Annotated in this window: 23 protein-coding genes and 1 pseudogene; 14 read left to right on the top strand and 10 right to left on the bottom strand. The window is 30.0% G+C overall.

Annotated elements, in window-relative coordinates; translation table 11 throughout:
- On the bottom strand, positions 1-750 hold the full coding sequence (sufC, locus tag GXM21_RS07710) for a Fe-S cluster assembly ATPase SufC (protein WP_008537581.1): 750 nt from the start codon (positions 748-750) through the stop codon (positions 1-3).
- A 345-nt stretch (positions 751-1,095) separates the two neighbouring features.
- On the opposite strand from sufC, the gene GXM21_RS07705 reads away from it, so the two are divergent.
- A complete protein-coding gene (locus GXM21_RS07705; protein ID WP_008537582.1) occupies positions 1,096-1,989 on the top strand; it encodes a fumarylacetoacetate hydrolase family protein in 894 nt (297 codons plus the stop codon).
- A gap of 221 nt (positions 1,990-2,210) precedes the next feature.
- On the top strand, positions 2,211-3,410 hold the full coding sequence (locus GXM21_RS07700) for an MFS transporter (protein ID WP_008537583.1): 1,200 nt from the start codon (positions 2,211-2,213) through the stop codon (positions 3,408-3,410).
- Between the two features lie 51 nt (positions 3,411-3,461).
- Here GXM21_RS07700 and GXM21_RS07695 read toward each other — a convergent pair whose 3' ends face one another.
- The 3 genes from GXM21_RS07695 to GXM21_RS07685 all read right to left on the bottom strand — a co-directional run bounded on the left by GXM21_RS07695 (position 3,462) and on the right by GXM21_RS07685 (position 7,975).
- On the bottom strand, positions 3,462-4,346 hold the full coding sequence (locus tag GXM21_RS07695) for a penicillin-binding transpeptidase domain-containing protein (protein WP_008537584.1): 885 nt from the start codon (positions 4,344-4,346) through the stop codon (positions 3,462-3,464).
- 99 nt (positions 4,347-4,445) lie between these two features.
- Positions 4,446-7,076, bottom strand: coding sequence for a heavy metal translocating P-type ATPase (locus GXM21_RS07690; RefSeq protein WP_249068202.1), 2,631 nt, complete (start codon positions 7,074-7,076; stop codon positions 4,446-4,448).
- A gap of 98 nt (positions 7,077-7,174) precedes the next feature.
- A complete protein-coding gene (locus GXM21_RS07685; RefSeq protein WP_008537587.1) occupies positions 7,175-7,975 on the bottom strand; it encodes an MBL fold metallo-hydrolase in 801 nt (266 codons plus the stop codon).
- A gap of 128 nt (positions 7,976-8,103) precedes the next feature.
- Here GXM21_RS07685 and GXM21_RS07680 point away from each other — a divergent pair, with 128 nt between their 5' ends.
- The 10 genes from GXM21_RS07680 to GXM21_RS07635 all read left to right on the top strand — a co-directional run bounded on the left by GXM21_RS07680 (position 8,104) and on the right by GXM21_RS07635 (position 15,558).
- Entirely contained in the window at positions 8,104-8,415 is a 312-nt protein-coding gene (locus GXM21_RS07680) for a winged helix-turn-helix transcriptional regulator (protein WP_008537588.1), read from the top strand.
- 42 nt (positions 8,416-8,457) lie between these two features.
- Complete coding sequence (locus GXM21_RS07675; RefSeq protein ID WP_008537589.1) at positions 8,458-9,219, top strand: EFR1 family ferrodoxin; 762 nt, start codon at positions 8,458-8,460, stop codon at positions 9,217-9,219.
- Between the two features lie 9 nt (positions 9,220-9,228).
- Positions 9,229-9,660 carry a rhodanese-like domain-containing protein gene (locus tag GXM21_RS07670; RefSeq protein ID WP_008537590.1) on the top strand — a complete coding sequence of 144 codons (432 nt, stop codon included), beginning with the start codon at positions 9,229-9,231 and terminating at the stop codon, positions 9,658-9,660.
- Positions 9,661-9,696: 36 nt separating this feature from the next.
- Positions 9,697-10,128, top strand: a complete 432-nt coding sequence (locus tag GXM21_RS07665; protein WP_008537591.1) for a thiamine pyrophosphate-dependent enzyme — start codon at positions 9,697-9,699, stop codon at positions 10,126-10,128.
- Positions 10,129-10,257: 129 nt separating this feature from the next.
- Positions 10,258-10,794, top strand: coding sequence for a flavodoxin family protein (locus GXM21_RS07660; protein WP_008537592.1), 537 nt, complete (start codon positions 10,258-10,260; stop codon positions 10,792-10,794).
- A 22-nt stretch (positions 10,795-10,816) separates the two neighbouring features.
- The gene (locus GXM21_RS07655; protein ID WP_008537593.1) at positions 10,817-12,109 is read left to right on the top strand and encodes a purple acid phosphatase family protein; all 1,293 of its coding nucleotides are present in this window, start codon (positions 10,817-10,819) and stop codon (positions 12,107-12,109) included.
- A 79-nt stretch (positions 12,110-12,188) separates the two neighbouring features.
- The gene (locus GXM21_RS07650) at positions 12,189-12,527 is read left to right on the top strand and encodes a hypothetical protein (RefSeq protein ID WP_008537594.1); all 339 of its coding nucleotides are present in this window, start codon (positions 12,189-12,191) and stop codon (positions 12,525-12,527) included.
- A gap of 173 nt (positions 12,528-12,700) precedes the next feature.
- Entirely contained in the window at positions 12,701-13,573 is an 873-nt protein-coding gene (locus GXM21_RS07645) for a ribokinase (protein WP_008537595.1), read from the top strand.
- Between the two features lie 58 nt (positions 13,574-13,631).
- Positions 13,632-14,657: a LacI family DNA-binding transcriptional regulator gene (locus GXM21_RS07640; protein WP_008537596.1), complete on the top strand. Its 1,026-nt coding sequence runs from the start codon at positions 13,632-13,634 to the stop codon at positions 14,655-14,657.
- A 172-nt stretch (positions 14,658-14,829) separates the two neighbouring features.
- Complete coding sequence (locus GXM21_RS07635; RefSeq protein WP_008537597.1) at positions 14,830-15,558, top strand: Bax inhibitor-1/YccA family protein; 729 nt, start codon at positions 14,830-14,832, stop codon at positions 15,556-15,558.
- Positions 15,559-15,651: 93 nt separating this feature from the next.
- Here the strand turns inward: GXM21_RS07635 and GXM21_RS13040 are convergent, their stop codons facing one another.
- Positions 15,652-15,900 carry a hypothetical protein gene (locus tag GXM21_RS13040; RefSeq protein ID WP_244263866.1) on the bottom strand — a complete coding sequence of 83 codons (249 nt, stop codon included), beginning with the start codon at positions 15,898-15,900 and terminating at the stop codon, positions 15,652-15,654.
- A 161-nt stretch (positions 15,901-16,061) separates the two neighbouring features.
- A pseudogene (locus GXM21_RS13235) lies at positions 16,062-16,154 on the bottom strand (helix-turn-helix domain-containing protein); the annotation flags it as partial.
- Between the two features lie 1,126 nt (positions 16,155-17,280).
- Between GXM21_RS13235 and GXM21_RS07625 the strand changes: the two are divergent.
- A complete protein-coding gene (locus tag GXM21_RS07625) occupies positions 17,281-18,156 on the top strand; it encodes an IS982 family transposase (protein ID WP_163604700.1) in 876 nt (291 codons plus the stop codon).
- A 73-nt stretch (positions 18,157-18,229) separates the two neighbouring features.
- Here the strand turns inward: GXM21_RS07625 and mutL are convergent, their stop codons facing one another.
- Genes mutL through miaB form a run of 3 tightly spaced genes read right to left on the bottom strand, consistent with a single transcriptional unit; the run spans position 18,230 to position 24,251 of the window.
- Entirely contained in the window at positions 18,230-20,173 is a 1,944-nt protein-coding gene (gene mutL, locus GXM21_RS07620) for a DNA mismatch repair endonuclease MutL (RefSeq protein ID WP_008537600.1), read from the bottom strand.
- A gap of 4 nt (positions 20,174-20,177) precedes the next feature.
- Positions 20,178-22,916, bottom strand: a complete 2,739-nt coding sequence (gene mutS / locus GXM21_RS07615; RefSeq protein ID WP_008537601.1) for a DNA mismatch repair protein MutS — start codon at positions 22,914-22,916, stop codon at positions 20,178-20,180.
- Positions 22,917-22,919: 3 nt separating this feature from the next.
- Complete coding sequence (gene miaB / locus GXM21_RS07610) at positions 22,920-24,251, bottom strand: tRNA (N6-isopentenyl adenosine(37)-C2)-methylthiotransferase MiaB (RefSeq protein ID WP_208854420.1); 1,332 nt, start codon at positions 24,249-24,251, stop codon at positions 22,920-22,922.
- A gap of 436 nt (positions 24,252-24,687) precedes the next feature.
- Here miaB and GXM21_RS07605 point away from each other — a divergent pair, with 436 nt between their 5' ends.
- A complete protein-coding gene (locus GXM21_RS07605) occupies positions 24,688-24,942 on the top strand; it encodes a branched-chain amino acid transport system II carrier protein (RefSeq protein ID WP_075555423.1) in 255 nt (84 codons plus the stop codon).
- A 9-nt stretch (positions 24,943-24,951) separates the two neighbouring features.
- Here GXM21_RS07605 and GXM21_RS07600 read toward each other — a convergent pair whose 3' ends face one another.
- Positions 24,952-26,067 carry an RNA-guided endonuclease InsQ/TnpB family protein gene (locus GXM21_RS07600; RefSeq protein ID WP_249068200.1) on the bottom strand — a complete coding sequence of 372 codons (1,116 nt, stop codon included), beginning with the start codon at positions 26,065-26,067 and terminating at the stop codon, positions 24,952-24,954.
- Positions 26,068-26,080 lie beyond the last annotated feature (13 nt).

Raw genomic sequence — 26,080 nt, 5'->3', positions numbered from 1 at the left:
TTATTCTCCTTGTCCAGTGATAAGAGGTTCATAGCCTTGTTCGTTGATGATTTTTATTAAAGAAGCATCTCCTGTTTTGATGATTTTTCCATTGATTAAGATATGAACATAATCAATATGGAGATATTCAAGGATTTTGCTGTTGTGAGTGATGATTAATAAAGATTTTTGGTCATCTTGTTGGAATGTCTGTATACCGCGAGAAACAGTTTTTACAGCGTCAACATCAAGACCAGAGTCTGTTTCATCTAAGATAGCTAATTTAGGATTTAGCATTAATAATTGAAGCATTTCAATTTTTTTGCGTTCGCCACCAGAAAATCCTACATTTAATTCACGATTAATCCATTGTTCATTGATACCGAGTGTCTTAGTAACAGTTTTTAATTTATCGCGAAAAGCTTTTAGGCGGATTTTTTCTTTTGTTTCCATAGCAGTACGGATAAATTGAGAGATAGAAACACCAGGAATTTCTATAGGGCTTTGGAAAGATAAGAATAATCCTTTTTGAGCACGTTCATCAGTTCTAGTAGAAGTAATATCTTCATCTTTGAAAAATATACTTCCACGGTCTACTTTATATTGAGAATTACCCATAATGACATTGCCTAATGTAGATTTTCCTGCACCATTAGGGCCCATTAAAATATGAGTTTCACCTTTATTTATATTTAAATTTAAATTTTGTAAAATTGTTTTATCTTCAGCACTAGCGTATAAGTCCGTAATATTTAAAAGAGATTTAGTCATGAAATATATCCTCCTATCCTACTTTTATAGTAGGTTTAAAGTTTATGAAAATATGATAATTACTTGTTTATATATAGATTTAAAATATATTTATAAATTAAAAGAATAAAAGAAATTTATATCTTATTTACTATTATTTTAGTATGAATAGTATATAATGTCAAGATGAATATAAAATAATTTATTAGAGCAAATACAATAATAAATTTAGATTGGTGAAATAATTATATAAATTTATTTTCATTAAAACCTATTTGTTGAATAGGATTATAAAATAGAAGGATTTTGGATTGAAAATGTATAATATATATTTTAGTTAGTAAGTAAGGAAAGGAATGAAGGATAATGAAGTTTGTAAATTTTAAAATAGAAGATAAGAAATTGATAGGTGTTTTAGCAAATGATGAAGATAAGATAATAGCACTTAATGATTTATATGCAGATAAAACTTTTTGCTGTATGCAAGATGTGATTGAACAATTAAATGAAGATGATATAAAAGATATACAGACAAAATTAGATGATGAAAATAATGATTTTAAGAGCTATAAATTGAGTGAAGTTAAATTATTATCACCAATAGAGAGACCAATACATGACATTTTATGTGTGGGTGTAAATTATCAAGCTCATTTAGAAGAAGCTAGTGAACGTGCAAAAAATTTTAAGAAAACAAGTAATGATGCAGTTTATTTTGGCAAGCGTGCGATTAAAATAATCGGTACAAATGAAGATGTACAGGCTTGTTTGGATATAGATAATGCTTTAGATTATGAAGTGGAATTGGCGGTAATCATAGGTAAAACTGGCAAAAATATACCTGTGGATAAAGTAGAAGATTATATTTTTGGTTATAGCATTTTTAATGATTTTTCTTCACGTAGATTGCAATTAAAACATATGCAATGGTTTAAGGGAAAATCTCTAGATACTTATAGTGCTATGGGCCCTGTTATTTTGCATAAATCAGCTTTGCCATTTCCTGTAGAAGTGGATATAAAATGCAGTGTAAATGGGGAACTTCGTCAAAATTCAAATACAAAATTATTTTTAAATGATATACCAAAAGTAGTATCAGAATTATCACAAGGAATGACTTTAGAAGCAGGAGATATCATTGCTACAGGTACGCCATCAGGTGTGGGCATGGGATATAAACCAGGAAAATGGTTAAAATCTGGAGATGAAGTAGTTTGTGAAATTCCTCCAATCGGTAAATTAATAAATAAAATTAAATGATTTTGAGAAAAAGAGTAGATTTTAAAATCTGCTCTTTTAATTTTGTGTTTATTGTGTAAAAAAGAAAAGACATTTAGCAATGTTTTTAATATATGAAAGCATAGTATTTATAAAAAAAAATATATATAATAGTAAACGTTTAACGAGTTAAATTACTTATTATTACTAATAATAAGTACAGGGAATATAAATAAAAAAATAGTAAAGGAGATCATAACATTATGTTTAATATCAGAGTAATCATGTTGATTATGCTTAGTTTTGTATTGGGTACTTGTGAATATGTGGTTATTGGTATTTTGCCGAATATTGCAGAAGATTTGAATGTATCAATCACGCAAACAGGTTTATTGATTTCTGCATTTGCCATAGTTTATTCAGTGGGTGCACCTTTGATTACGGCATATCTATCAAGATTTCCTAGATATCGTACGGTTTTAAGCTTAATGTTTTTATTTACACTAGGTAATGTGGCTTGTATGTTAGCACCTAATTATCCAGTTATGTTGGCTTCACGAATATTTTTGGCAGCTGTGTCTAGTGCTTTAATTTCAATGTCAATGACATTTGCTCCAGATGTTGCCCCAAGAAAATACACTTCTTCGGTAATATCTTGGATTTTTGCTGGCTTTAATATTGCTTCAGTATTTGGTGTTCCATTTAGTATGTTTATCGTACAATTTGCAAGTTGGCGTGTAGCATTTGCTTTTATCGTTGTTGTTAGTATTCTATTGTTATTATTAATGATTAAATTTTTACCAACGAAAAACTTACCACCAACTAATAATATTATGGAACAATTAGTATTATTAAAAGATAGACGAATTATTATGGCAGTAAGTGCAATGATTTTAAGTGGTTCTTCTGCATATTGTTTCTATACTTATTTATCTCCAATTTTATTAGATAAAATGGGCTTATCTGCTAATTTATTGACTTTAGCATTTGTTATTTTTGGTGTAGCGGCAATGATTAGTAATTTGTTATCTCCTATGCTCAATTATTGGGGCGGTATGCGTATTTTATGGATGATATTTGCAGGACAAGCAATATTTTCTATTTTATTAACATTTACTATGGAATCATTTATTTTAGGCAGTGTGGTTATCTGCTGTTTAGGTGTATTGATGTATTTATTAAACACACCAACACAGATGTATTATTTACAAGTGTCCAAGAAATTTTATCCAGGAACTTTAGCATTAGCAGGTTCACTTACATCATCTTCTTATAATGTAGGTATTGCTGTAGGTTCCTTTGCTGGTTCGTTATCTGTTGATTTAGCAGGATTAAACAGCGTAGGTATCACAGGTGGGGTATTTGCTATTTTGGCTACAATCATAAGTTATTTATTAGCAAGTAGAATAAAAAGAGAGTATAAAGAAGTAATTGTAAGAGCAATGCGTATGTTAAATAAATAATAAAGAAGGCTTTTCTTAGTAGAGAAAAATGATACTAAGAAAAGCCTTTTGTCATTTGTTTAGATTTTTAATGATATTAATAGCGATTTCTTTGGCAGTGGAGCTTAATGCTTGAGGATTTTTAGGGTCATCTAAACGTACAGAATAATATGTTCGTTGATTATTTATTTCATAAAAACCAGTGAACCAAGCATCAATATTTTCACCGTTTACTTTACCAAAACCAGTTTTGCCATAAATTTTTAGACCAGTGTTATTATCTTCATAAACTAACATTAATTCTTTTAGTTTAGCTAAAGCCATAGGATTTTCATTGGCAGAAAATAGGCGATTTAATAATTGTACTTGTTCTAATGGTGAAATCTTCAAAGAAGTTCCCAACCAAAATCCTTTTAAATCTCTAGGGTCATCATCTAAATCTGTTTTTCCGTCCCAATCAGAAATATCTTTATTGCCATAATCGAACTTATCGATATATTTTTGCATAGTATCTTGTCCGATTTCATCAATGACTTGGCGATAATACCAAACACAAGATGTTTTAAATGCTGTATCTAAATCAATATCTTTATTCCATGCATCATACCAGTAAATAGTGCCATTCCATTTTCGAAGAGAATTATTAGCGTCAATAGTCTTATTGTCTAAAGCTACATAAGTGGAAAAAATTTTGAAGGTGGAGCAAGGAGAAGATTGCTTGGTGCTTAATTCATCATTGTAAATATTATATGTATTTGTATCAGGTGTATAAAATACAGCCGTACCATTAATATTTTCAAAATAAGAAGATAAATCAATGGAATTTTTTGTTGTTTGAGTTGTTTGCATGGAAGTGTTTTGATTGCTTGATGAAGTTGAATTTTCAGCAGAGGTGCAATTTGTAGTGAATAAACAAATTGTTATAACGCAAATGATTTTTGCAAGTATTTTAAACATAAAAAAATCCTTTCTATAAAATATGATTTTTAATATTATAACATAGACTTAAAATTTTTCAATAGATTATAGAAAGGATTTTTAATTATTTTATATTATTTATTTTATAGCAGTAACTTCATAGCCTGCTTCAACAATGGCATTAGTTATTTGTTCATCTGTAACATTTTGATTTACATGGATAACAGCATTTTTATTTTCAAGACTTACTTTTACATCACTGACACCATCTATTTTTTCTAGTGCTTCTGTGGCATGTCTTACACAGTGTTGGCACATTATACCTTCAATAGATATGATTTTTTCAGTTTGTTTTTCACTATTTTTGTGGAATAAATTATTTAATAATCCCATATTATCGTCTCCTTTTGATGTATTTAAATCTATTGCTTGAATATTTATGGCAGTAGATGAATTATCTTTATTTATGGATGAAGTTTGATAATTATTTTGGAAAAAACGCAAACGAAGAGCATTAGTTACGACAAAAACGGAGCTAAAACTCATGGCTAGAGCACCAATCATAGGATTTAGTTTTAAACCAAAAGCAGTATAAAATAAGCCCATGGCAATAGGAATACCTATGATATTATAGATAAATGCCCAGAAGAGATTTTCACGGATATTTTTGATAACGGCTTTACTTAATTTTATAGCAGTTACTACATCTAGTAAATTGTTTTTCATTAAAATAATATCAGCGGAGTCAATAGCAATATCTGTACCGGCACCGATAGCAATACCAACATCAGCACGAGCAAGTGCAGGTGCGTCATTTATGCCATCACCTACCATAGCTACTTTTTGCTCTTGATTTTGGAGTTGACGAATTTTAGCTTCTTTATCTTGAGGTAATACATCAGAAATTATATTATTTTCTTCAAGATTTATTTGCTTAGCTATCTGTTTTGCTGTGAGTTGATTATCACCAGTCAACATATAGATATTGATACCGAGATTTTTTAATTCTTGAATAGCTTGAGGACTTGTTGCTTTAATTGTATCGGCGATAGCTATTAAGCCAAGAATTGTATCGTCTTTAGTGAAGTATAAAGGTGTTTTTCCTTGTTGGGCTAATTTATTACCTAGGGAAAATAGCTGTTCATTTTCAATATCATGAGCGATTAATAATTTTTGATTACCTGCAAGACAAATGGAATTGTCAATAATACCGGATAATCCTTGCCCTGCTATTTGTTTAAATTTTTCTACAGCTAAAGTTGATATATTGTGTTTATCTGCTACTTGAAGAATGGCTTCACCTAAAGGGTGTTCAGATAATTTTTCTAATGAAGAGGCAACGGTCAATAATTGTTGAAGTGTTACTTCTTTTGAAGTATAAATATCTGTTACTTGAGGTTTGCCTTGAGTTATTGTGCCTGTTTTATCGAGAACAACTGTATTGATATTGTGAAGAGTTTCTAAAGCTTGGGCTGATTTAGATAAAATACCTAAACTTGCACCTTTACCTGTGCCTACCATAATAGCTGTAGGTGTAGCAAGTCCTAAAGCACAAGGACAAGAAATAACCAATACACAGATACCAATAGATAAAGCAAATTCTAAACTTTCGCCTTTAAATAGCCAGATGATAGTGGCAATAATAGCAAGTGTTATTACAATAGGAACAAAGATGGCACTGATTTTATCAGCGATTTTGGCAATAGGTGCTTTGGAACTAGTGGCATCATCTACTAAATTTATGATTTGAGCTAAAGTAGTATTTTCGCCAATTTTAGTAACACGCATTTTAAAATAGCCAGATTTATTGATTGTGCCACCAATTACAGTTTGGTCAATGGTTTTATCACAAGGAATAGGTTCACCAGTGAGTGAAGATTCATCAATAACGCCATGACCTTCAATAATAATACCATCTGTAGGAATACTTGCACCTGCTTTGACGATTAGAATGTCATTTAATTTTACATCATCAATAGAAATTTCTTGTTCTTGATTATTTTCTAAGCGAAGAGCTGTTTTCGGTGCTAAATTCATCAATTTGGTGATAGCATCAGATGTTTTATTTTTAGCTCTACTTTCGAGAAATTTTCCTAAGGTGATCAAGGTCAAAATCATACCTGCTGATTCAAAATATAAATCCATACTGAAATGATGAGCTGTAGATAAATCTCCATGACCTAAGGCAAAACTTATTTTATAAATGGCATAAATACCATAGATAATGGCAGCACTTGAACCAAGGGCAATCAAAGAATTCATATTAGGCGAAAGTTGAAATAATGTTTTGAAGCCTACGCTATAATATTTGAAATTGACAAATACTATAGGAATTAATAATAAAAATTGAGTAAAAGCAAACGAAAGAGCATTTTCTGTACCTAGAAGTAAAGAGGGCATAGGTAAGGAAAACATATGTCCCATAGAAATATAAAATAGAGGTAACATGAAAATAATAGAGATAAATAAACGTTTTTTCATTTGTGTATGAATATCTTCTGCTTTATTTTCAATTTTTGTAGGACTTTGTTTGCCCAAAGACTGATTATGATGCAATGAAGCACCATAACCAGCTTTTTCTACAGCTTGAATAATTTCATTTATGGATAATAATTTTTCATCAAATTCCACAACCATAGAATTTTTTAGCAAATTCACCGAGTGATTGATTATACCAGGTAATTTACCGACAGCTTTTTCTACTCTACTAGAGCAAGCCGAACATGTCATACCTGTGATATCAAAATGTTCTTTTTGCAAGAATATCACTTCTTTTCTTTAGGATATATAATTTATATATCAAGTATAATAAAAATGATAATTAATTTCAATATTTAAAGGGATTTTTCTGATAAATGTATTTTCGTTTAGATTATTTCTCCGTCTTTTGGTACGAAGATATAATCGGTTAATTTATGTTGAGTGATAAATTCGCTTAATTGTTGACGGTTTAAAGTGGCATGACCTACAGTATCTAAATGACTAGCTATTATTTTTAAATTAGGAGCATATTGATGAAGTTTTAAAATATCATCAGTTCCCATGATGATAGAGCCACTATGTTCAAATTGAGCATCTGCACAGTTGATGATAATTTTAGCAGGTGCATATTGAGCAATAGCATTTTTAACAAAATCACAAAATATAGTGTCGCCAGCTAGATATAAAGTTTCTTCATCTTTATGTTGGAAAATAACCCCCATAGCTTCATAGCGTACACTCATGTTAAAATAATTACTCGTAAATTCAAAATATGGCACTGTTAGAGCTTTTATACCATGTTGACAATCAACTTTATAGAGTTTGATATCATCAAATGAATTGCCTTCTTTTGTTAAAACTTCGATATTAGTAAAGTCATGATTTATCAATAATTGTTTATCAATATCATCTTGAACGTAGATTTTTAAGCTTTTAGGTAGTGCCTGAACTGCAAATTCATCAAAATGGTCGATATGATAATGTGTTAAAATTACAGCATCAATATTATCAATGATTTTGGAAATGGCAAAGGGTAAATCTACAAGCGGCCATTTAGTATTGGGATTAAAACATTTTGGTATTGGTGGATAAAAATCTTTAGGTGCAAACATCGGATCAATTAGAAATCTTTTATTTGCATACGTTATGATTAAAGTAGCGTTGCGTATTTGTTGAATTTTCATCATAAAAATCCTTTCTGATATAGATTTGTAAATTTGTTATAATAATATCATGGATAAAAATGTTTATGAAGAAGGTACTTTAAAGTATTATAGTTTCTTCAAAGATAGTAAAGAAATGGAAGAGGAGCAATATGGAAAAAGAATTATTACCTTGTGATGTAGCTGTATCTTTACAAATTTTTGGGACAAAGATAAAAATATTAGTAGTTAAAGAATTGTTAAAAGGAACAAAAAGATTTTCAGAATTAAATAGAGCTATTCCTTGTACACAAAAAGTATTAACATCTAATTTACGTGAATTGGAAAAAGATAAAATCATATCTCGCAAAGTCTACGCTGTAGTTCCACCTAAAGTGGAATATTCCTTGACGGAAATAGGCAAAACAATAGAGCCTATAATAAACTTGATGAATAAATGGGGAGCGTATTATAGGAATTTATAAAATCTATTTAAGGAATAAAAGAAATGGAGAATTTAATAAGTAATGATATATTATTTTTCAGGAACTGGAAATTCGTATCAAGTAGCGAAATTATTGGCATATTTAACACAAGATAAAATGCAAGATATCAGCACTTTAAAAGATTATAAGCATGATGATAGTGTAATGGGATTTGTTTTTCCTGTACATTGTTATGATGTTTTAGATTTAATGCAGGATTTTATAAAAAAATTAGAGATAAAAAGCGATAAGAAAATATATTGTTATGCTGTAGTTACTTGTGGCGGTAAAGTAGGAAATAGTTTTATAACAATGCAAGATTTATTAAAAGCTAAAAATATAGATTTAGCATATAGAAATGAGGTATATTTACCAGATAATATCTTAAGTTTTTGGGGTAAAAAATACGATTATAGCTCATTGAATACGTATAAAGATAAAGTATTGCAAATTGCAGAAGAATTAAATCAACGTAAGACTAACAATAATGTTTTAGTGAAAAAATCATGGTGGTATGTAATAAAGAAATATTTTTCATGGTTATTTATAAAGAAATGTTTACAAAAGAAGACAGTCAAAAAGAATTGTATTCATTGCAAGCGATGTGTAAAACTTTGCCCTACAAACAATATCATTGAAGAAGCAGGAAAAATAAAGTTTAAGTCAAATAATAATTGTATATACTGTTTAGCATGTATTCAGTGGTGTCCAATGCAGGCGATTAATTTTGGCAGTTATAATTTAAAGGATAAACAATATCATCATCCAGAAGTAGTAGAAAATGAATTGTTTAAACGTTGGTGAGGTGTAATTATGTTTAAATATGTGAAGTATATATTAGTAGTTATGGTATTAGGTATGGGTTTAATAGCTTTTAATCAAATAGCAAAAGCTGATAATGAAGTTGTAGATGTAGGTGAAAATATCAGCTTTCGACAAATTGATCCTGAACAAGCAAAACAGTTTATGGACAGTGAAGAAAATTATGTGATTTTAGATGTAAGAACTAAACCAGAATATGAAGATGGTCATATTAAGAATGCTATATCTTTGCCAAATGAAGAAATTAGCCCTGATAATAAACTATTACAAGAATTATTATCTGATAAAGAACAAATGATATTAGTTTATTGTAGAAGTGGTAGAAGAGCTACAGACGCTTCAATTAAATTAGCTAAGATGGGTTATGTAAATGTTTATAATTTTGGTGGTATTGTAAATTGGCCATATGAAATTGTGAAATAGATATAAAACTATTGATGAAGAGAGGAGTTATATATAATGAATAATAGAGCTGAAGCATTTAAAAAATTTTTAGAGGAAAAAAATATTAATAGTTTTCAAGTAAATGAATTTGAAAATAATGAATTTAATACAGTAGTTTTTCGTTCAAATCTTGATATTAAAGGACAAAAATTGCCTGTACTTGTTATTTTAGATGATAGTATTTATGGCATGATAAGGGTTTTTGTAGCAGCTAAGGCTTTAAATAAAGATAATGAAACAGAACTAAGAATAGGGATAAATGAATTAAATAAAACATATAAATCATTTAAATATTATTTTGACAATGAAGATAATTTAATTTTAGATTGCGGTATTCTTCTCAACGAAATAGAAAAAGAAGGTAACTTGATTTATACTATGTTTGATGTGATTATAAAACATTTGAATAATGAGTATAAAAATTTAATGCAGTTAATTTGGAAATAAGAGATACAATGCTTAAGTATTTATTATGAATTAATAAATATTTAAGCATTTTTTTATTGACATGAAGTTTACTCTAAGGTTTATAGTATAAATAACAAAAGAAATGTATTATTTAGAGGAGAGATTACAATGAAAAAGAATGTTGTTATATTGTCAGCTAGTCCAAGAAGAAATGGAAATTCTGATATTTTATGTGATGAATTTATGAAAGGTGCTACTGAAGCTGGTCATGATGTAGAAAAAATTTTTTTAGCAGATAAAAATATTAAATATTGTACAGGTTGTGGTGTTTGCAATACTACACATGAATGTGTGCAAAAAGATGATATGAAAGAGATTTTAGTTAAATTACTCAAAGCTGATGTTATCGTCATGGCTAGTCCTGTTTATTTTTATACAATTAATGCTCAGATGAAGACTTTAATTGATAGAATTGTGCCTCAATATACAAATTTAAGTAATAAAGAATTTTATTTTATAATCACAGCAGCAGAGACTGATTTAAATATGATGGAAAAAAGTATTGAATGCTTTAGAGGCTTATTAGATTGTTTAGAAAATCCAAATGAAAAAGGCGTTATTTATGGTGTGGGTGCTTGGCAAAAAGGAGAAATAAAAGGCACTAAAGCTATGAAAGAAGCATATGAAATGGGGAAAAATGTTTGATAAAAAAATATGAGGTGATTTAATGAAAAAAAGAATAATTATTAGTGTATTGTTATTAATAATTATCTGTACAGTAGGAATAATGTCATATTCACCACTTAGAAATAAAATAGAACAGATATTTTTTGCTACAAAAGTATATAATTTACTAAATAGTGAAGAATATATGAATTTACATCAAGTAATTACAAAAGATAGTGTTAATAGTAGAACTATTATGTGGCAATCTTTGAATGATAGAGAAGATTTTATTTTAGAGTATAAGCAAGAAAATGAAGATGAAATTTTACAAGCTAAACCACAGAAAAGTGTTTTAGATATTGATAATAAGAAGATTTATATTTATGCTGTAACTTTAGAAAATTTAAAAGATGATATGGTCTATGATTATAGATTAGGCTTTGAAAATAATCGCAGTAATTGGTATAAATTAAAAACAGCCAAAGAAAACAATAATAAATTCAAGGTTTTGATTTTCCCTGACTCTCAGTCAAATGATTATACTGAATGGAAATCATTGGCAATGAATGCATGGCAAAATAATCAAGATAGTGATTTCTTTATAAATATGGGTGATTTAGTAGATAATGGATATGATTTAGTGCAGTGGAATGGCTGGTTTGATGGTGTAGAACCAATGGTAAATAATATACCAGTAGCACCAGTGCAGGGAAATCATGAAACTTATACTACTGATTGGCAAGTAGCTATGCCAAATGTGTATTTAGAAATGTTTAAATTACCAACAAATGGCAATGATAAATATCAAAATCAATATTATTCATTTGATTATGGTGATGTTCATTTTATTGTGATTAATACTCAAGATGATGAAATGGCAGAATTTGAGCCAGATTTATTGAATGAACAGATTAAATGGCTAGAAAATGATTTAGCTACTACAGATAAAAAATGGAAAGTTGTATTAATGCATAGAGATATTCTAAATTATGGCAGAGATGCAAAACCATTAGGTGATGAAATAAGCTTTTCCAGACATGGTGAAATCTATATGCTGATATTTGATAAATATGATGTTGATGCAGTATTAACAGCACATTTACACACTTATAGACGTAGAGCTTTAATCAGAGATTTTGCACAAAATGAGCAGGGAACGTTGTATATACTCACAGGCGTGGCAGGTAATGTACGTTATCCAAGTTTATGGCATAAAAATCCACTTGATGAATATGTACCACCACAGCCAGAAACTAATAATTATTTAGTTTTAGAAGCTGATGAAAATAGTTTAACTTTTAATTGTTATTTGCCAGATAATACACAGATAGATACAGTTACTTTGACAAAATAATAATATATTAACAATAGAATTTATGGTATAATGAAAAACATTGATATTTAGTATAATACATAAATAGCGAGGTTTTAAAATGTTACCATTAAATTCTCAAAAGGCTTTATTTTCTGGAGAAGAAGCAAATGTAATAAGATTTGCTTTAAGTATTTTTTTACAGACTGACTTTGCTGGATTGACTTCTAAAAAAGAAGAAGAAAAAGCAAAAGATTTAGCACATTTATCTTTAGATAAATTTACTAATCATGTAAATGATTTTACATTTAAAGAACTTTGTGTAATGGCTGGTGCTGTGGATAATTTAATCGCTTTGATTGAAGATGGCGAAACTTTTGGTATCAGTGAAACACAGATGAGAAACTGTAAATTCTTTTTACCAGCAGTAAAACAAAAATTAATAGAGCTTGTAAAATAAAAAAGGCTTTCTACAAGATTTTTTATCTATGTAGAAAGCTTTTTTCTTATAAATAATTTTTTATTTTTAGATAATATTGACTAATTGAAAAAATGATTGTACTATAATTATAGTTTTTAAAAATTAAGTAAAACGTTTTATTAAAATAGATAAAAATAAAGGAGAAGTTATTTATGAAGATTTTAAATTTCGGTTCGTTAAATATTGATAAGGTTTATGCTGTTGAAGAAATTGTAAAAGGCGGAGAAACTATCGACTCCGTAAGTTTTAGTGAAAGTGTAGGCGGTAAAGGTTTAAATCAGTCAATTGCGGTAGCTAAAGCTGGCGGAAATATCATGTATGCTGGTTGTGTTGGTAAAGATGGAGAGATTTTATTACAAGCTTTAAAAGATAATAATGTAGATACATCTTTGATTAAAACAGTAGAGACAGCAAGCGGACAGGCTATTATTCAAGTTGATAAACATGGACAGAATTGCATTATTTTATTTCATGGAGCTAATTATGAAGTGGATAAAGCTTATATTGATGAAGCGATGCAAGATTTTGCACAAGGTGATATTTTAATTTTACAAAATGAAATTTCCAATATTGATTATATTATTGAAGTAGCAAAAGCTAAACAAATGAAAATTTATCTAAATCCTTCACCAATCAATGAAAATCTTAACAAATATAATATGCAGGCAATAGATGGAATTTTTGTCAATGAACATGAAGGGGCATATTTAGCTGATAAAGAAAAAGTTGAAGATATATTAGATAGTTTAGCTAGCAAATATCCTGAATTAGAAATTATTTTAACTTTTGGTGATAAAGGTGCATATTATCGTCATAAAGATATAAATATTTTCCAACCTGCATATAAAGTTGATGCTGTAGATACGACAGCTGCTGGAGATACTTTTACAGGGTATTTCATTGCTTTAAGACAACAAGGTAAATCCATTGAAGAAAGTTTACAAAAAGCAAGTAAAGCGTCTTCAATTACAGTATCAAGAAAAGGAGCAAGCATTTCTATTCCTAAAATTGCAGAAGTGGATTGAACTGAAAAAACATTTTTTCTATAATATTTATAAATAAATAATAAAGGTTTGAATAAATATGAAGTCACGTGTTACTATCAAGGATATAGCACAAAAAACAGGTTTTTCAGTTACAACAATTTCTTTGGTATTAAATGATAAAGCAAATCATATTCCTCGAGAAACAAAATTAATCATTGCTAAAGCTGTAAAAGAAATGGGATATAGACCAAATAAGATGGCTGTAGGCTTAGTAAAAAAGCAAAGCAATATCATTGGTTTTGTATTACCGGATATTAGAAATCAGTTTTTTTCATATACAGCTAAAGTTTTAGAAGATGAATGTCATAAATATGACTGGAATTTATTGATTTGTAATTCAGATAATAATCATAAACAAGAATTAAAGCATTTAAAAATGCTCTGTGATTATATGGTCGATGGTATCTTTTTGAGTATGGCAGCTAATAGCACGGAAAAAGAAGTTGAAGAAAGCATAAATTTTTTAGAGGATAATAAGATACCATATTGTCTAATTGACCGTGATATGTTTGATATTGGCAAATATAAAATCAGTGTTGACCATTTGCAAGGTGCATATTTAGCGACAGAACATTTGATAAAATTAGGGCATAAAAAAATAGGCTGTATAACTGGACCTTTAATTTTAGATGATGCACGACAAAGACTAGCAGGCTATAAACAAGCATTGAAGGATAATGGTATAAAAATAGATGAAAATCTAATTTTTGAAGGTGATTATTCTTTTGAAAAAGGGAAAATAGGCTGTGATAATTTATTAGCGAAAAATATAACAGCAATATTTGCAGCAAATGATTTCTCAGCTATGGGGGCATTAGCTAGTATTAAAGAACATAATTTAATAGTACCTAGAGATATTTCTATTGTGGGTTATGATGATATTGCTTTTGCGTCATTATTAGAAGTTCCTTTGACAACAGTTCGTCAACCGATAGATGCAATTGGGCAAAAGGCAACAGAAGTAATTAATCAATTAGTAAATAGTGAAGAAAATATAGATAGTAAAATCATTATTTTAGAACCTAAATTGATTGTTAGAAGTAGTACAAAAACTATAAGTTAAAATTTTGAGTATATCTAAAGATACTTAACTAATATATAATTTTCCTGAATAGATATGCATGAATTTTTGATTTAAATTTAATATAGATTTAATAAATCTTACCTATTCTACTATAAAATAGTATGATATAATAAAAAGAAAGAATTTATGTATGTTTAAGGAGAGGATTTTAATGGCAAATCCAGCTATGAAAATAATAGGCAAGGCGTCTACGGAATATGTAGATTCTCCTGCCACTTTGAAAGGCACGATTACAAAGGCATTTGGTTTGACACTTGTTACTATTGCATCAGCAATTGCTTCAGGTGTATTTTTAGCCAATAGCCCAGCTGCTTATGGTGTATTGATATTAGGTATGATTGTGGGTGTAGTTTTAACGCTTGTTACTTGCTTTAAACCACATTTAGCACCAATGACAACACCTGGCTATGCTGTTTTTGAAGGTGCAGTGCTTGGTATTATTTCTGCTCAATTTGAAAGAATGTATTTTGGTATTTCTGCTATTGCAGTAGGAATTACTTTGGCTACAATGATTTTAATGCTTGTTTTATGGAAAACACGTATTATAAAAGTTACAGAAACAGTACGTTCTGTGATTATTTCCATGACAGGTGCTGTAGCGATTTTCTATTTCGTGAATATCATTGCAAGTTTATTCGGTTTCCATATGATGCCAACAAGTGGTATTTTTGGTATAGCGATTGGCTTTATTATCGCAGGTGTAGCAGCATTTAATTTGCTCTTAGACTTTGATAATATTGAACAAGCTGTAGCTTATGGGGCTCCGAAGTACTATGAATACTTCTGTGCTTTTGGTTTACTCTTAACTCTTGTATGGCTCTATATTGAGATTTTAAGACTTTTACAGATGATTATGGCTATGTTTGGCAATGATGACTGATAAATAAAATGATTAAAGATTAATAAAAAAGCTATTTGAGATTATCCTAAAAAATGGATATATGCTCAAATAGCTTTTTTTATTTATTAATTATTAAATATGAAAGAATGTAAATACTAAAAATCCGATACAACTTGCAATAATACCTGCACAAGAAGGCATGAAATATCTTGTTCTAACTAAGCAATAAAAAAGGCTGATGGTAAAAATAGGAATGAAGATAAAAGGTATACATAAACCTAAAATCATAGCTATGGTTTTGTTAGCTAGAGCAATTACAATTAAAGGTACGATATTAAATAAATGTCTAAATTTTCTTAGCTTGAGACTATATTTATACATTAAGAAGATACCTAGTGGATAAAATAAAAGCCATGTAATGATGATAAATGAATCTTTTTTGTAAAATTTATCTTGTTTTATATTAGCAAGATATAAATCTGTTTGTTCCTTGTGAGCATCACCGAAATTGATTAATTTTTTAGTTAAAAAGTTTGGTGCTGCAAAAATTTAGCAATAAAACGAGTAGAATAACCTAATATAGAAAGAACCTCTATACGAATACGTTCAGATATGGTAAGATGATGATAGCTCATTATGAATTTTCCTTTCGTGTAGGTTTTGTGTGGTAACTTTATTTTACACGAAAATTCATAATGAGTTTTTTATTTTTCTAGGTGTCGCACTTCATTATACAATCTATCATATAATATAGATACTAAAGATAATATTAGATTAGTCCATAGGAGACAAAAAACGAGGCTCATAATGTTGCAGCATCATGAACCTCTTGCAATAAATTTATATACCGCTAACGCCAAAGCGGTTAGGATTATTGCTATTTATGTTGTCTATCAATCCATTTGCTTAGGTAATTACCGATTACGTTGCCGGTATGGAGATAGCAACGTATATATTATATAGACAGTTATTATATTTTGTTAAAACTGTATGAAAATATTTTCATTATCTATTAGCCGAAAAATAAGAAGTTGAAAATATCAAAGCTGGTATAGTTACAGAGCAACCCAATTTATAGAACACCTAAAATGCCACATTTTTAGACGATTTATAAAAAAAAACGCTATACTATAGCGAAAAATTTCTGTATTCTAATGAGGATGTCGCACATAGGCATAACGTTAGTATGAATTGTGTTCAACATTTATCAGCAGAAAATGGATTGTCCAGAAGAAAAAAAGATGTTTAATCTATTGAAAAACTAATATAAAATGATATAATATAAATACAAAGATACTAATAGATGTATTTCCATCTGGAACAAAAATACTGTGAAGCGGCAACTTCACGGTATTTTTTTATAAAAAAACGAGGCTTTATGATGCGGCAACATCATAAAGCCTCTTGCGATAAATTTTATATACCGCTAACGCCAAAGCGGTCAGGATTATTGCTATTTGCGTCCGTCAATCCATTTACAAATGTAATACGAAGCGACACTTGCCATAACAGACACCATGAAAGATACTAATAAATTTTCCATCTGAAACACCTCCTCCCGTTGCCGGTCTGGAGATAGCAACGTATCTAGTATATATACTACAAATAATAATTGTCAAAATGAATTTGATTTTAGTTATTACAGCAGGTACTAAACCATAATATATAATAATACGTATTGTGCTAGTTAAAATTTTTACTTGCAAAAAAAGTTCAACAAGAGTACATTTCTAAGTATTTCATCACAAAGAAGTGTATCTAATGTTGAACCAATCTCATTGTAAGCTAAATACTTTAAAATTTCAATCCCATTTATTAAATTGGTACAAATTTATTCAACCTTTATACCAAAAATATGTTCCTTCTTCTATTCGCCATCGCAGAAATATTCAGCACTGTAAATTAGATGATGTCCTTGTTATTTCTTTACTTTGTTGGCAAGTTGAGCTTAAAATTACTACTCAGCTTCGTTTTTATTACTTTTTGCAAAATAATATTTTTCCTAAATCTTCTCTTCCTGAGCGTTCACGTTTTAATCGTATTTGCAATAATGCTTTTTGTTTTTTGCAATGGATACGTATTGGTATATTAAAACAACATTCAAATAATCCTAAATACACAATTATTGACAGTTTACCACTACCATTATGTCAACCTATTCGTAATAAAAGATGTAAAGTACTTACAGATTATGCAGATATTGGCTATAATGCCACTAAAAAGCAATATTATTATGGATTGAAAGGTAGCTTTGAAGTAGGAAGTGATGGACACATTTGGGCATATACATTGAGTAAAGCATCTAAACATGATATAAAAATGGTAGAAGATTTGTTAAGACAATATAGATGTCAATATATTTTAGCAGACCAAGGATATCTAAGTAATAAATTAAAAAAGAAATTGGAAAAAGAAGGAATATGGTTTTGGACACCATCAAGAAAAAATATGAAAGAAAAGAAACAAGAAAATAGTAAATTTCTAAAAAAGAAAAGGAAATATATAGAGACAGTATTTTCTAAATTAGTAAATTTATTTGATATAGAAAGAATAAGAGTACAATCTATTTTAGAATTTCGATTAAGATTGGAACAATGTTTATTAGTTTATACAATAAAAAATGAACTAGCACAATGAGTATATTATATGTAGTATATAAATATTATTAGAGAAAAAGATAGACAAATTTGCCTATCTTTTTCTTTTTTTATTATTGTACTCGTTTAAACATCTTTTCCAAATCATAAGTACTAAATTTTATAATAGTTGGTCTGCCGTGTGGGCAAGTGTATGGTAAAGTTGTTTGAGCAAGTTCATTTAAGATTATCTTCATCTGTGTGATATTTAAGACATCGCCTGCTTTGATAGCTGCTTTGCAAGCTGTCATAGCTAAGCAAGAATGACGGATTTCTTGAGGAGTAGGTGTGTGCAACTGAGAAAGTGAAATTAAAATTTCGCGGAAAATATCTTCACTTTCTTGCGGTTTTATATCAGCGGGAACTTCTTTTAAACGGATTTGATTTTGTCCTGCTAATTCCACGTTAAAGCCTAAATCATATAAAATTTGTTGATTTTCTTCGATTAGAGTTAATTCACTATTATTTACATCTAAAAATAAATGCATTAATAATGGTTGAACAGGGATTCGCTCAGTTTGTTTAGCAAATTTATCGTATAAAATGCGTTCATGTGCTGCATGTTGGTCAATGATGTACATTCCTCCATTAGGGCCTTGAGCAACAATGAAGCAATCATCAATTTGCCCAATTGGAGTTAGGTTGACAGCTTCTTTTAATAGTTGAGTAGAATTTTGACAATTTGTTAAGTTTTCTTTAGATGAAATATTTATATCTGTTTGAGGCTTTGTGGTAGTATTTGTTTGGTAATCTTGAATGGCGGTTTCTTGAATAGTATTGCTGTGATGATTAGATAAATTAGGGTGAAGTGTTTCTCTTGCTTGGCGAAATTTATTTAAATCTGTTGTTGAAGGAGTTGTATTATTTTTTAATGATGATATATGGTTAATTGAATTTTGTTTAAATGAATTTGCAGAAGTAGATGGCATATTTTCTGATAAATCCATATTGATTTGTTCAGGCACTGTTTTTTCAATATGCAATGCTTTATCTGTTACCGGAATAGCAAAATCACTTAAAGCTTGATTATCATTAGGTTTTACAGCTTCTAAGACGGCATGGTATATAGTCTTGAATAATAAGGATTCATCTTCAAATTTTATTTCCGCTTTTTGAGGATGTACATTGATATCAATGGTTCGTTTATTGATTTCGATATTTAAAATAACAAATGGATATCCAGATTTTGGCAGTAATGAATGGTAAGCATTGTCGATTGCTTTGGAAATAATTCTACTATTGACCACGCGACCATTGATGACGAATGTTTGCCAAGAGCGAGAACTGCGGATAATAGCAGGTTTAGAAATGAAGCCTGTTACTTTGATATCGTCAGTTATCGCTTCGATGGGCAATAATTCTTCGCTGACTTTAGTACCATAGATACATTCAATAGCATCATATAGAGAGCCATTGCCTGGGGTAGTGATAGCTATTTTATTATTATTAATCAATTTAAAAGCAATATTAGGTTTAGATAAAGCTAATTTTATGATAAAATCATTTATTTTATTTGCTTCTGTGGTAGTGGTTTTGAGAAATTTTTTACGAGCAGGTACATTGAAAAATAAATCTTCTACTTTGATAGTAGTACCGATATTACAACCCATATCTTCAATTTCATCAATGTGACCACCTGTTAATTTTATAGTAGTGCCTAAATCATCTTGAGGGCGACGTGTAATCAAATTAAATCTTGATACAGCAGCGATAGATGGCAAGGCTTCTCCACGGAAACCTAAAGTATCTATAGACATCAAGTCATCTACTTGTTTGATTTTACTAGTAGCATGACGCAAGATAGCTAATCTAGCATTTTGATTATCCATGCCATCGCCATTATCTGTAACTCGCATAAAAGATGTTCCACCAGCTAAGATTTCTACTTCGATTTTATCCGCATGAGCATCTATGGAATTTTCTACAAGTTCTTTAATTACAGAAGCTGGTCGCTCGACAACTTCACCAGCTGCTATTTTATCGACAGTGATATCATCTAAAATATGAATAGAGGTCATAATATCACTCCTCTTGTTTTGCCTGTTGTTGCAATTCGTATAATTTATTCATGGCGTCTAGTGGTGTCATACTCATTAAATCTAATTCTTTTAATTGAGTGCTTATGCTTACGCCGAATAAAGTTGGCATTTCTGCTACTTGCATGAATTTCAATTTTTTAGTTGGACTAGCAGTTAAAGTTGGTGTTTTTTCTTGATAATCAGCTATTTCAGTATCATCTTGATTATCTTGAAGATAATTTACTTCTTGGGAAGTGTCATTTGTGATAGCTGTATCTTGTTTTAGTGTAGTATCTATATTGTTTTCGTCAGAAATTTCTTTAGAAATAATAGTTTTTTCTTTAGTCGGAGCTGTATTTTCTAAATCAATGAGAATTGTTTCCGCACGTTTGACGACTTCTTGAGGTAATCCAGCTAATTTAGCAACATGAATACCATATGATTTATCAGCACTACCGCGAATAATGCGACGTAAGAAGGTTACATCAGAGCCTTTTTCTTTTACGGCAATACAATAATTTTTTACATGAACATCATCTTCTAAGTCAGTTAGTTCATGGTAATGCGTAGCAAATAGAGTTTTAGCTCCAATATGGTCGCGTATATGTTCAATAACAGCACGAGCAATACTCATACCATCGTACGTACTTGTACCGCGTCCAATTTCATCTAAAATGACAAGACTTTTATTTGTAGCGTATTTTAGAATATGAGATACTTCATTCATTTCTACCATGAAAGTACTTTGTCCGCTGACTAAATCGTCGCTAGCACCTATACGTGTAAAAATTTTATCCACAGGGGAAATGGAAGCTTCACGAGCAGGTATGAAAGAACCTACTTGTGTCATCAATGTGAGTAGAGCAGATTGTCGCATATATGTTGATTTACCAGCCATGTTAGGGCCAGTGATAATCATGATTTCATTTTGAGCATTATCCAAATGGGTATCATTTGGCACGAATAAATCTCGATTTAAAATGCGTTCAACAAGAGGATGTCTTCCATCTTTGATATGGATAGTGCCATCATCTAATAATTTTGGACGAATGTAATTATATTCATCACCTGCTTGAGCTAAGCTTACTAAAACGTCTAAAATAGCTATTTCATGAGCAGTATTTTGAATAGAGCTTATTTGGGTTTTTAAGATATCGCGAAGTTCTGTAAAGAGGTTATATTCTAATTGAACAATTTTTTCTTGTGCACCGAGAATTTTAGTTTCAAATTCTTTGAGTTCTGGTGTGATATAGCGTTCAGCATTGGCTAAAGTCTGTTTACGAATATAATTTTCAGGTACCATCTCTGTGGAGCTATGGCGGACTTCGATATAATAGCCAAATACTTTGTTATAACCGATTTTTAAAGATTTGATACCAGTTTTATTTTTTTCGTCTTCTTCCATTTGCTGTAAAAGACGTTTACTGTTTTTAGCGATATTGCGATATTCATCTAATTCTTGATTGTAACCATCTTTGATGAAGCCACCTTCACGGATAGAAAAGCTAGGGTCTTCAACAATTGCTTTATCGATTAAAACTACTAAATCATCATAAGTAGAAATCTTTTGATGAATGTTTGCTAATAATTTAGCAGTGGCTTTAGATAAGGATTTTTTTATGGCAGGCAATACATATAATGAAGATTTTAGGGCATTCATATCGCGGGCATTAGCTGTGCCGACTTCCATACGAGTCAATAATCTTTCAAAGTCATAGATTTCTTTTAATTGTTCACGAAGATTATTACGCAAGGAAAAATTAGATACAAGATTAGCTACAGCATCTAAGCGGTCATTTATCTTTTTAGGGCTAAGTAATGGATATTCTAGCCATTTACGTAAAAGACGGCTACCCATAGCTGTTTTGGTGAAGTCTAAAACATCATATAATGTATCTTTTTTGCCACCATCGCGAAGATTGCGAGTTATTTCTAAGTTGCGCAAAGTATACGTATCAATAAATAGAGATTTTGAAGAGTCTAAATAAGTTAATTTATTTAGATGAGTTAAATCTGTTTTTACTGTTTCATGTAAATATTCAAGTAAAGTAGCGATTGCCTTGTGAGCGATTTTATTATCTGGGCGATTATGCACATCAAAATGTTGTAGCATGAGGTCTTCGACTTGTGATGTGATTTCAGTTAATTCATTAACTAAGCAATTATTTAAACGGAGAGATAAGAAATTTTTTAATTCACCTTCATAAGAAAAAGGCTTAATTAATAATAATTCTGGCATCATCAAGCGATAAAGTTCGTCAAATAATAATTGGCAACGGTCAGGGCCATCATAAATACTATAAAAACATTCTCCAGTGGAGATATCAGCACCAGCTAGATAAATAGCATGATTTTCTTCATAGATTAAAGTTATATAATTATTTTTACTGCTAGTTAAGGCTGATTCGTTCATCACTGTACCAGGAGTGATGATTTTGATGACTTCACGTTTTGTAAGTCCCTTTGCTTTAGGGTCGCCGATTTGTTCACAAATAGCTACTTTATAGCCTTTATTTACTAATTTATTGATATAAGATTCAGCAGCATGATAAGGCACTCCACACATAGGAATGCCATCACCTGCTGTACTTCTTTTAGTTAATGTGAGTTCTAATTCTTTGGAAACGAGTATAGCATCGTCCAAAAACATTTCATAAAAATCACCTAGACGAAAGAATAATATTTGGTCTGGGTGTGCATTTTTTACAGCTTGATACTGTTGCATCATTGGAGTGAGTTTCAAAATTTACGCCTCCAATTCACCTTTTAATACCCATGTCTGTGGATGTGTGATTTTTACTTGTACTAAATCGCCGATTTGTTCATCTTTATGATCCCAAAGTATAATTTTATTTGTACGAGTATGACCTGTATAGACATTAGGATCTGTTTTACTAGGGCCTTCAACCATAACTTCTACTGTTTTATTTAATAAAGATTGATTTATTTCTAAGCTGATTTCATTTTGAGCGTCCATTAATTTATGGAGACGTTCTTTTTTGAGTCCTTGAGGAACTTGATTTTCCATAGTAGCTGCTGGTGTACCAGAACGTTTGGAATACAAGAATGTATAAGCTGCGTCATAGCGAATTTCTTTTAAGAATTCGAGCATTTGAGCGAAATCTTCATCTGTTTCTCCAGGGAAACCTACGATTAAATCAGTAGTGAAACTAGCTTCAGGGAATTGATTGCGGATTTTAGCTACAAGTTCTTTATAATAAGCTGTAGTATAACCACGATTCATAGCTTTGAGCATTTTGTCAGTACCATATTGAACTGGTAAATGGAAATGTTCACAAATATGCTTGCTATTTTTTATAGTTTCGATAACTTTATCTGTTAAATCACGAGGATGAGAAGTCATATAGCGAATACGTTCAATGCCTTCGATTTTATCTACCATCGCAAGTAAATCGGCAAAGTCAGCATCATCTCTATCTTTTCCGTAGGAATTAACATTTTGACCGAGTAAAGTAACTTCTTTTACACCATTTTGAGCGAGTTTTGTTATTTCTGCAACGATTTCTTGCGGTGCACGACTGCGTTCACGACCGCGAACGTAAGGAACGATACAATAAGTACAGAAATTATTGCAACCATACATAATAGGCACGAAAGCAAATAAAGAGTTGTTTTCTGCTGGTTCTACATTTGGTGGCATATCATAATCGCCAGCTAATTTGACAATATGACCACGAGAAGCAAAAATTTCTTCTAATACAGCAGGTAAATCATACATTTTATTTGTGCCAAGGACAAAATCTACATGAGAAGCTTTTTTGAAGATGGCATCACCATCTTTTTGTGCCATACAACCAGTGATACCTAAGATTAAATCTGGTTTTTGTTGTTTTAAATGTTTGATTTCGCCAATTTTGCCGTAAATTTTCTTTTCGGCACTTTCACGAACACAGCAAGTATTGATGATGATAATATCAGCGTTTTCTAATTTTTCGGCAGGTTTATAGCCCATGCGTTCTAACTGACCTGCGAAGCGTTCACCATCAGAAAAATTCATCTGACAGCCATAAGGTAAAATTTTATATAATAATTGTTTATGATTTAACAAAAGATACATCCTTTCTAAAAATAAATTGAATTGTAATTAAATAACTAAGATAAGAATAGCCACCAGCTAATTAATACTGGTGGCTATATCCACAATAAAATAATTATATCATTTTCTAAAATGGACTTCAATACTTAGTGATTTTGAAGACGGCAAGTATAATTTTGCAGATAAGATGTATTAGTATGATGAACTTTAACATAAATTTTTATTTTAGATTTTTGATGATTGAAAAAAATGATTTTGGTTTTTGTTTTAAAATCTTGATTTTGTTATGAAAAATGAAATTTTAAATACAAATATATATTACAAAAAGAAAAAATATAGAGTATTTATTATATTAAGTGTATCATTGACAATATAAATAACTTTGGTATAATTATACGATAAAGATGTAAGATAAATGCAATTAATTAATAAAATTTAAAAGAGGAGTGGTCGATAGATGAAGAAAAATATGAAAAAAGATATTTTAGTTATGGGTTTTGCGATGTTTGCCATCTTTTTTGGTTCAGGTAATTTGATTTTTCCACCAATTATAGGTTTAGTATCAGGTGAACAAGTTGGCTGGGCAATTATTGGTTTAGCACTTACAGGAATTTTATTTCCTATGATGGCTTTAGCTTCTGTAGTTGACATACTCCCCATGCCTAAAGGCAGGGGATTCTTGGATACAAACGATACTTGCCTACTAAAATAGCAGGTCTTACTATATCTCTCCAAAGAAGGTTGATGCCCCAACCTTCCATATATTTATAGCAGCATTTCTATCTCTATCGTGGCTGGTTTTGCACTTTGCGCAAATCCACTCACGAACTGCCAAATTTTTAGTTTCAGGATTTTTTGTACCACAAACATGGCAAATTTGCGAACTTGGATAGTATCTATCTATCTTTTGCACTATTGAGCCAATTTCTCTCGCTTTATATTCAAGAATTTTTATAAATTCACTAAATCCATAGTCAGATATTTTTCTACCCCAACGTTTTTGCATTCCTTTTATATTCAAATCTTCTATGCAGATTAAAGCATATTCACTACAAATTTTATTTGCTAATTTAAAATGAAAATCTTTACGTTGATTAGATATTTTCTTATACAATCTAGCAAGAGCTATTTTTGCTAATCTACGATGATTTGAAACTTTCTTTTTTCTAGATAAAATTCTATTAGCTTTTTTTATATCATTAGCATTTTGCTTAAAAAATAAAGGTGCTTTTATATCTTCATTATCTGAAGCTGTTAAAAACTGTTTTAGTCCAAAGTCATAGCCGACGCTTTTTCCTGTTCTTGCTAAAACTTTATTCTCGTTAGTTTCACAAACAAAATAAAGATATATATCACCTAAAGTATCACGTTTAATTGTTATTGTTTTAACTATTCCTTCAATATCTCTACTTTTAAAATATTTGTATTTTTGTTTATTAATTTCTATAATATTACTCTTTAAAAGCTTCCAACCAGCTTGTTTGAGCGTGAATGATTTATATTTTCGTATCTTTTTAAAAGATGGTGGTGCTGTACGAATTTTATGTTTTAAATTTCTAAAAAACAATTTATAAGCACGGTCTATTCTTTGAGTTATGTCTTGAATAGCTTGCGAACCTACTTCTTTAAAATAGCTAAATTTACCTATTTTCTTAAGTTTAGTTAAATGTTTTTGAAGCTTATAGATATTAAGAGATTTTTTAAATAAACGATAATATCTTTTATGCAAAGCAATACAGTGATTGTAGATAATTCCAGCTATATTAATAACTTTATGAAGTTTTCTATTTCTTTTTGCCTTATACAGTTTAAAACAATATGTTTTCACTACAATCATCTGCCTTTTTATC

The sequence above is a fragment of the Megamonas funiformis genome (genome assembly GCF_010669225.1).
GTDB classification, from domain to species: domain Bacteria; phylum Bacillota; class Negativicutes; order Selenomonadales; family Selenomonadaceae; genus Megamonas; species Megamonas funiformis.
This window is presented reverse-complemented; position numbering and strand designations above follow the sequence as displayed.

Coding starts and splice junctions, on each gene's coding strand:
- GXM21_RS07650 (WP_008537594.1), top strand. CDS start 12,189: ATGTTACCATTAAATTCTCAAAAGGCTTTATTTTCTGGAGAAGAAGCA.
- GXM21_RS07685 (WP_008537587.1), bottom strand. CDS start 7,975: ATGATGAAAATTCAACAAATACGCAACGCTACTTTAATCATAACGTAT.
- GXM21_RS07640 (WP_008537596.1), top strand. CDS start 13,632: ATGAAGTCACGTGTTACTATCAAGGATATAGCACAAAAAACAGGTTTT.
- GXM21_RS07625 (WP_163604700.1), top strand. CDS start 17,281: ATGTTGAACCAATCTCATTGTAAGCTAAATACTTTAAAATTTCAATCC.
- mutL (WP_008537600.1), bottom strand. CDS start 20,173: ATGACCTCTATTCATATTTTAGATGATATCACTGTCGATAAAATAGCA.
- GXM21_RS07670 (WP_008537590.1), top strand. CDS start 9,229: ATGTTTAAATATGTGAAGTATATATTAGTAGTTATGGTATTAGGTATG.
- sufC (WP_008537581.1), bottom strand. CDS start 750: ATGACTAAATCTCTTTTAAATATTACGGACTTATACGCTAGTGCTGAA.
- GXM21_RS07680 (WP_008537588.1), top strand. CDS start 8,104: ATGGAAAAAGAATTATTACCTTGTGATGTAGCTGTATCTTTACAAATT.
- GXM21_RS13040 (WP_244263866.1), bottom strand. CDS start 15,900: ATGTATAAATATAGTCTCAAGCTAAGAAAATTTAGACATTTATTTAAT.
- GXM21_RS07635 (WP_008537597.1), top strand. CDS start 14,830: ATGGCAAATCCAGCTATGAAAATAATAGGCAAGGCGTCTACGGAATAT.
- GXM21_RS07655 (WP_008537593.1), top strand. CDS start 10,817: ATGAAAAAAAGAATAATTATTAGTGTATTGTTATTAATAATTATCTGT.
- GXM21_RS07695 (WP_008537584.1), bottom strand. CDS start 4,346: ATGTTTAAAATACTTGCAAAAATCATTTGCGTTATAACAATTTGTTTA.
- miaB (WP_208854420.1), bottom strand. CDS start 24,251: ATGTATCTTTTGTTAAATCATAAACAATTATTATATAAAATTTTACCT.
- GXM21_RS07675 (WP_008537589.1), top strand. CDS start 8,458: ATGATATATTATTTTTCAGGAACTGGAAATTCGTATCAAGTAGCGAAA.
- GXM21_RS07700 (WP_008537583.1), top strand. CDS start 2,211: ATGTTTAATATCAGAGTAATCATGTTGATTATGCTTAGTTTTGTATTG.
- GXM21_RS07705 (WP_008537582.1), top strand. CDS start 1,096: ATGAAGTTTGTAAATTTTAAAATAGAAGATAAGAAATTGATAGGTGTT.
- GXM21_RS07605 (WP_075555423.1), top strand. CDS start 24,688: ATGAAGAAAAATATGAAAAAAGATATTTTAGTTATGGGTTTTGCGATG.
- GXM21_RS07645 (WP_008537595.1), top strand. CDS start 12,701: ATGAAGATTTTAAATTTCGGTTCGTTAAATATTGATAAGGTTTATGCT.
- GXM21_RS07660 (WP_008537592.1), top strand. CDS start 10,258: ATGAAAAAGAATGTTGTTATATTGTCAGCTAGTCCAAGAAGAAATGGA.
- GXM21_RS07665 (WP_008537591.1), top strand. CDS start 9,697: ATGAATAATAGAGCTGAAGCATTTAAAAAATTTTTAGAGGAAAAAAAT.
- GXM21_RS07600 (WP_249068200.1), bottom strand. CDS start 26,067: ATGATTGTAGTGAAAACATATTGTTTTAAACTGTATAAGGCAAAAAGA.